This is a genomic window from Rhodopirellula europaea 6C (genome assembly GCF_000338295.1).
GTDB lineage: Bacteria > Planctomycetota > Planctomycetia > Pirellulales > Pirellulaceae > Rhodopirellula > Rhodopirellula europaea.
This window is the reverse complement of record NZ_ANMO01000236.1, coordinates 59,850-66,871: the sequence shown is the minus strand read 5'-3', so window position 1 is coordinate 66,871 and position 7,022 is coordinate 59,850. Positions and strand designations below refer to the sequence as shown.

Here is a 7,022-nt window from a genome sequence, read left to right as displayed (position 1 = left end):
AGCAGAGCGACTGCCCCATGGTCGTCACAGCGAATCGACTGAAAAACAGTCCAAACTCAGCAACAGCGATATACTAGGTTGAGCGACGCCGTTCAGGCGTACGCGACGGTGAGGGCCGAGCATGGGAAACGTCGCGCACTACCCTCCCCAGGATTCTCGCTGAACGCTCGCATTCCGACCCTCCCCAGTTGCGTTCAGGAGGGTGATTTCAACCTTGCGAAAACGGCACTTCAAAACTGCACGACCTCCAGACGTTTGAGACAAACGTTCTATTCTGATTGCTCGTCAAAGCATTTGCCGCAAGACCTGTCCCGTCAAACTATCGTTGACCGACGCGACTTCATCACGAGTCCCACTGGCCACGATCTGCCCACCCTCTTCTGCGGCACCAGGACCGACTTCGATAATCTGATCCGCGGCGGCCATCAGCATCGGATGGTGCTCGATCACGATCAACGAGTGCCCTTCATCGATCAACGCGTCGAAGCACTTCAGCAGTCGCGTGATGTCGTCAAAATGCAATCCGGTCGTGGGCTCGTCCATCAAGAACAACGTCCGCCGCTTGCTCGATCCCGCGAGGAACGCGGCCAACTTCAAACGCTGAGCCTCACCGCTGGAAAGCGTGGTCGCTGGTTGCCCCAATGCGACATAGTCCAGCCCCACGTCGATCAAACGCTTCAGTTTGTTCTGCACCTTCGGCATTTCGCGAAAGAACTCAGAGGCCTCGCGAACGGTCATCTCCAATACATCGGCGATCGTGCGATCTCGATAGCGAACCTGCAAGACTTCGTCGCGATATCGCCGCCCGCGACACTCGCCACATCGCATCGAGACATCCGCGAGAAACTGCATGTCGATCGTTTGCACGCCCGCTCCCTCGCACGCCGCACATTGCCCCGCCGAAGAATTGAAACTGAAGTGTCCCGGTTTGAAATTGCGAATCTTGGCGTCAACCGTTCCCGCGAAAGCTTGCCGAATCGGATCAAACGCTTTCGCAAACGTGACCGGGCAACTGCGAGGACTGCGGCTGATCGGCGACTGATCGACCAACAAACAATCGTCAATCGCTTGCTCGCCTCGAAACGCTCGAAACGGAAGGGTGTTGGCGACAATGTCTGCGGACGGCACTTCGCCACGACGCTCAGCCAACCGAATCGACACGGCGCCATACAACGTGTCATGAATCAGCGAGCTCTTTCCGCTGCCCGATCGTCCCGTGACGACGGTCATGCATCCAAGCGGAAACTCCACGTCAATGTCACGAAGATTGTGCCCGCTCGCTCCATTCAAAACCAACGAGCCTGTCGGTGTCCGGCCATCAGTCAAATCCAACTGGATGGACTGCTTTCGGTTCTTGCCGAGATACCGCCCCGTCAAACTGTCTTTGGCCTTCATCAACTGTTTGGGCGTGCCTTCAAACGTCACCAAGCCTCCACCGACGCCCGCCCCAGGTCCGATCTCAATCACGCGGTCAGCGAGTTGAATCAAGGTGTCGTTGTGCTCCACCGCGACGACGGTGTTGCCACGGTCGCGAAGCTGAGTGATCGCGTCGACCAATTGCTCCACATCGACCGGATGCAAACCAGCCGTTGGTTCATCGAGCACGTACAACATGCCAACCAACGTGCTGCCCAAAGCCAACGTCAACGCGATTCGCTGGGTCTCACCGCCGGACAACGTGCGAAGCGTGCGGTTGAGTTGCAGGTACCCCAGCCCAACTTGATCCAAGTAGCGCAACCGATCGCGAATTTGCCGGACTGGTTCGCTGGCGATCGTGTGCCGACGCTGCTGATCCGCAATCGACAACTCCGCCTGCGTCTGGTACCCAACCAATTTTTCGCGAACAGCATCGTCATGCGAAACGTCCGCTTCGTTATCGCTGGATGCATCGTCGCCAAGCCAATCCGTCAGAAATTGATCCAGCTCATCACACCGCATCGCCAGCATTTCAGAGATGTTGCGTCCACCGACTTTGTACGCCAACGATTCAGGCTTCAACCGATTTCCACCGCAGGCCGGGCAAGTCCGATAGCTACGGTATCGCGATGCAAACACACGAATGTGCATCTTGTACTTCTTGCGATCCAACCAAGCAAAAAAGCCATCCAGCCCACCAAACTTGCGTTCGCGGACGCCTTCGTGAATCAGCTTCAGATGCTTCTTTTTCAATTTTGAAAACGGAACATCGACCGGCAAATCGTAATCATCCGCGAGCGCCAACAACTCTTCCAATTCATGCTGATACGAAGGCGCATTCCAAGGCGCAATCGCACCTTCGCGAATCGACTTGGACTTGTCGGGAACAATCCGGTCCATGTCGATTCCGATCACATCACCGAACCCTTCACACTCCGGACACGCCCCCATCGGATGATTGAAGTTGAATGCTCGTGGGACTGGATCGGGATACTCGATGTCACAATGATCGCAGCGATGCCGATCGCTGGCGACTCGTTGCAACATCTCCCGTCCGTCGATCGATTGGGTCGGCAACCCGGCGAACCGATCTTCCGCATCGGCCTGGAACAACACGACCGCACGCCCGTTGCCTTCGGTCATCGCGGTTTCCAAGGACTCAGTCCAGCGAGACATTTCCGACGAGGAGGAAAGCCGGTCAACGACCACCGTCGCCGTCACTCCCTTCGATCCAATCCGCTTGGCCAACTTGCTGCGGTCTTCGTCGGACAACTGAAACGTTTCCCCCTTGAGGATCAAACGCACGAAACCTTCCTGTTGCAGGCCGAGCAGGATCTCCGAAGCGGCTTTCCGATTCGGCAGCCAAAGCTCAAATCCCACGATCGCCCGCTGAACCTTTGCCGCTGGATCACTCAGTTGTGCCGCAACACTTTGTGGGCTGTCGATGACGACGGGCTGCCCACACTGGTAGCACACCAATTCCGATGCACGGGCGAACAGCAGTCGCAGGTGCTCAGCGATCTCGGTCGAAGTGGCCACGGTGCTGCGGTTCGTCTTCACCGCCGACGCCCGAGTCACCGCGATCGCGGGCGGAATTCCGGAAATACTGTCACAATCCGGTTTATCGAGCTGGTTGAGATACTGCCGCGTGTACGCCGAAAAACTCTCGATGTAGCTTCGCTGACCCTCGGCATACAGCGTGTCCAACGCCAGCGATGTTTTTCCGCTGCCGGACAGCCCGCAAATGACCACCAATTCCCCGCGAGGGATGTCGACGTCGACGTCACGCAAGTTGTGAACACGGCATCCACGAACCGAGATCGGTTGTCGTGTCACTCGGGTTTTTGTTGTCGAACTTTGCGTTTGTCCCATGATGCATCCATTCACAATTGAATTAAAATGTCTCCTCCCCCCAGACTGCCCACCATCCCCGAAAGCACGAGACCCGTTCGAGTATGTCATTTCGCAAATTTCTCGCGACCCCAACCCCACGCGTTTTCACGGGTTTGCTCGCTCTGTGCCTGACGGTGTCGCTGACGCCACAGACAGTGTCGGCACAAGAAAAGGACTCCGCCGCCGCCAAGAAGTCGGACGACTCTAAATCCGAGCAGAAACCGGCCCAGGAAAAGGCCGAAAAGAAGGCCGAGGCCCCTTCCAAAGACGCCAAGGAAGTGAAGGCGTCGGAGAAGAAAGCCGACAAAGCGGCAGACGCCCCAAAAGAAGAGGCGACGGAAGAATCCACAGAACAACCGTCCGAGCCCAAACCAGATCCGGCCTGGGTCGAAAAGGGTGTCTGGACCTTGCCACCCACCGATGGCCCAGCCGCCGTCGATTACAAATTGATCGGTGAATACGCCGGCGACGTTTCGATTCAAACCGAGGCCGCCAACCAACGTTTCGGAATTCAAATTCGTGCCCTCGGTTCGGGTGAGTTCGAAGCTCTCGCCTACGAAGGTGGACTTCCCGGCGATGAGAAATTCAACGAGGCAACGCAGCTCCGTTTGATCGGCCGCCGCAACGGAGAGACGCTGGTTCTGTCCGGTGGACCATGGGCGTTGTTTGCCGGTCCTGAGCAATGTCGCTTGATCAATTTCGACGGTGACTCACTCGGTGAATTGCCTCGCGTGATTCGAACCAGCTCCACCATGGGTGCGCAGCCGCCTAAGGAAGCACTCGTGCTCTTCAACGGCGAGAACACGGATCAATTCACAAAGGCTCGGATCACCGACGAAGGCTTGCTCGCTCACGGTGCCAACGTCAATTGGTTGCTAAACGACTTTGACCTGCACTTGGAATTCCGCATTCCTCACATGCCAGGCAAACAAGGTCAACAACGCGGCAACAGCGGCATCTATTTGCAGAGCCGATACGAGTGTCAGATTCTTGATTCTTTTGGTACCGAACGAGTCTTCAATGGCCTGGGTGCTCTTTATCGATTCAAGCCACCACGTTTGAACATGGCTTTCCCACCACTCACATGGCAAACCTATGACATCCGCTTCACCGCCGCACGATTCGGCGCCGACGGCAAGAAGCTGCGTCCCGCTCACGTGACCTCGTGGGTCAACGGAGTGAAGGTCCAAGACAACGTCGCATTGCCAGGTCCAACCGGGGCCGGCAAAGCCGAGGAAGCTCTTCCATTGCCGACTCTGTTGCAAGATCACTCCGACCCCGTGCGATTCCGCAACGTTTGGGTGCTGGACCGAGGGATCGCAGCAAGCGACTCGTTCCCTCCGAAGTCTGACAACTAGGGTGCGATAAGCGTTTTGGTCACCTCCTCTAAATGGAGGTTGTGCACTTTTAAAATGCCACGCTCGCAAGGTTGAATTCACCCTCCCGAACGCAGTTTGGGAGGGTCGGAATTCGAGCGTTCAGCGAGAATTTCGGGGAGGGGAGTGCGTGCCGTTTCTTATGCTCGGCCCCCTCAATCACGTATCCCTGAACGGCGTCGCTCAACCTCCCCAAAATTCGATTTGGGAGAGTTTGTTGCAAAAAGTCGATCAAATGTGACATCGGAAAACGGCGCAGCCTCTGTGTGACCAAGGCAATCCGAAACATGCCAATTGCACCGGACTCAATTGGACACCGCGATACGCCGAGTTGTTTGAGCTCCATCCCAACATCGCTTGGGGGGGAACAGGTAGATTAATGAGCAAGTCCATCCTCATTCACTTGTCCGTCAATCGATCAGCTCTATGTCCGTTTTGAACCGCAGATCATTCCGCTATCCAATCGCATTCTTATTGTTTGCGTGCCTCTGCGTCGCCGGGTTCTTTGCCGGTTATCGAACTGGCTACTCAAGTGGTTACTCGTCCGGACGAGCCAAGTATCAATCCGAAGAACCCTATCCAGTAGTCTACCAGGTGGGTGATCTTATTCGAGCCACTCGCGACGCTGGGGGCTCGCCAGATACACCTCTCGACTTTTCGATGTTGATGCAAGCAACGCAATCGGTGGTTTTTCCGGGAGAGTGGGAACAGCTTGGTGGCAATTGTTCCATGGCACCGTTTCCGTCATTGGAACTGCTGGTGATCGATGCGACATCCGGTGTCCATGCCAGAACCGCAGAATTGTTCGAGGACATGGACTCACTCAAACCTGCGATCACGGAGATAGAGCAACAACGACTGGAATGGAAGCGGATGCAGCAGGAACAAGTCAGCAAGGCTCTCGAACCAGTCAGAGAACGTCTCGGCGAAACATTGGTGCCGCTTGCCGGCGATGTTGACATGTCGGGCAAATGGAATGTCAAAATCGTCACACCAGACGGAAAGCCCGCTACCAATCAATACACGTTCATTGATCAAGAAACCTTTGAAACGCAATCTTCCGACCCGTTTTTCCAACCTGGCAAACAATGGTTCTCAGTATCGGAGGGAGCCATTGTTTCGCTCGGAGTCGGATTTCATGCGGCAATGGGCAGCGACGATGATCTCATCCTTGTTCCAACCAACGATCCCACAACGTATCTTCGGTTGTCTCGAACAAACCACTAACACCAAGACACCGTTGCGTTGCCCATGCCGTCCCTGGATCAATTTCGAAAACGAGTGCTGAATGACAGCCTGTTTTCACCCTGCGGAATGGCCGATGCGCTCGAACGTCTCGGTTTCGTCCAAGCCGATCCGATTCGTTGCCCAGCACGAGCTCAGGATCTGATCCTCCGACATCGTGTCAAAAACTATCGTGCGGGAGATCTGGAACGCCGCTACCCGGATCTCGATTTGGAGGAATGCTATCTGTATGCCTACGGATTCCTCTCAAAAGATCTTTGGCGAATCGTGCACCCCAAAACGGAGAAGAAACTGACCGCCGAACATCGCAAAACGCTCGATGTGATTCGGCAACATGGCCCGATGCATTCCAAAGACTTGGAATCGCATGTCGGTGGCGAACGCGTCAAAAACTACTGGGGCGGATTCTCTCGGTCGGCGAAAATGGCCATGGAAACGCTGCACAATCGCGGTGCTTTGCGAGTCGCGAACCGGAACAATGGCATCCGCGTTTACGAAGTGGCCGATGAGATTGAACCAACGCGGCCCCCAGAGGAACGGCTGCAAGAAATCATGCTCGCAACGTTGCAAGCGATGGGTGCGACAACACGTCGATTTCTGCTCAGCGAACTGTCTCACTTCAAATACTTGGTCGAAAGTGTCGCCGATCGACGAAGGTGCCTGCAAAGATTGATCGACGCTGGTCGAATACGCGTCGACACGATCGACGAGATCGAATACTTGTCGCTGGACTCCGGACGGCGCGGAAGGATGAAAACGGATATCGTTCGCATTCTTGCACCGTTCGATCCGGTCGTTCGAGATCGAACCCGTTTCGAGCACTTTTGGAATTGGACTTACCGCTTCGAAGCCTACACGCCCAAGCACAAACGCAAACTGGGTTACTATGCCATGCCGGTTCTCTGGCGAGACCAAATCATTGGTTGGGCAACCGCTGGCGTGGAAGCAGGCGGCTTAAAAGTCGATTTTAGTTATATCGATCGCCGTCCAAAGGAGCGAACCTTCCGTCTAGCCGCAGAGTCGGAAGTCAACCGACTGTCGGAATTTCTAGGACTCGATCAAAGCATCCAGGAAGTAACACTTGGCTAAAGT

General features: G+C 55.4%; 4 protein-coding genes. 3 read left to right on the top strand and 1 reads right to left on the bottom strand.

What is annotated here, in order from left to right; genetic code table 11:
* Nucleotides 1-285 precede the first annotated feature (285 nt).
* Entirely contained in the window at nt 286-3,288 is a 3,003-nt protein-coding gene (gene uvrA / locus RE6C_RS25450; RefSeq protein WP_008661272.1) for an excinuclease ABC subunit UvrA, read from the bottom strand.
* Nucleotides 3,289-3,371: 83 nt separating this feature from the next.
* Between uvrA and RE6C_RS25445 the strand changes: the two genes are divergently transcribed.
* The 3 genes from RE6C_RS25445 (at nt 3,372) to RE6C_RS25425 (ending at nt 7,019) form a co-directional block, all read left to right on the top strand.
* Nucleotides 3,372-4,667, top strand: coding sequence for a 3-keto-disaccharide hydrolase (locus RE6C_RS25445; protein ID WP_008661269.1), 1,296 nt, complete (start codon nt 3,372-3,374; stop codon nt 4,665-4,667).
* Between the two features lie 444 nt (nt 4,668-5,111).
* On the top strand, nt 5,112-5,912 hold the full coding sequence (locus tag RE6C_RS25430) for a hypothetical protein (protein WP_008661267.1): 801 nt from the start codon (nt 5,112-5,114) through the stop codon (nt 5,910-5,912).
* 24 nt (nt 5,913-5,936) lie between these two features.
* A complete protein-coding gene (locus RE6C_RS25425; RefSeq protein WP_008661266.1) occupies nt 5,937-7,019 on the top strand; it encodes a DNA glycosylase AlkZ-like family protein in 1,083 nt (360 codons plus the stop codon).
* The last annotated feature ends 3 nt before the right edge of the window (nt 7,020-7,022 follow it).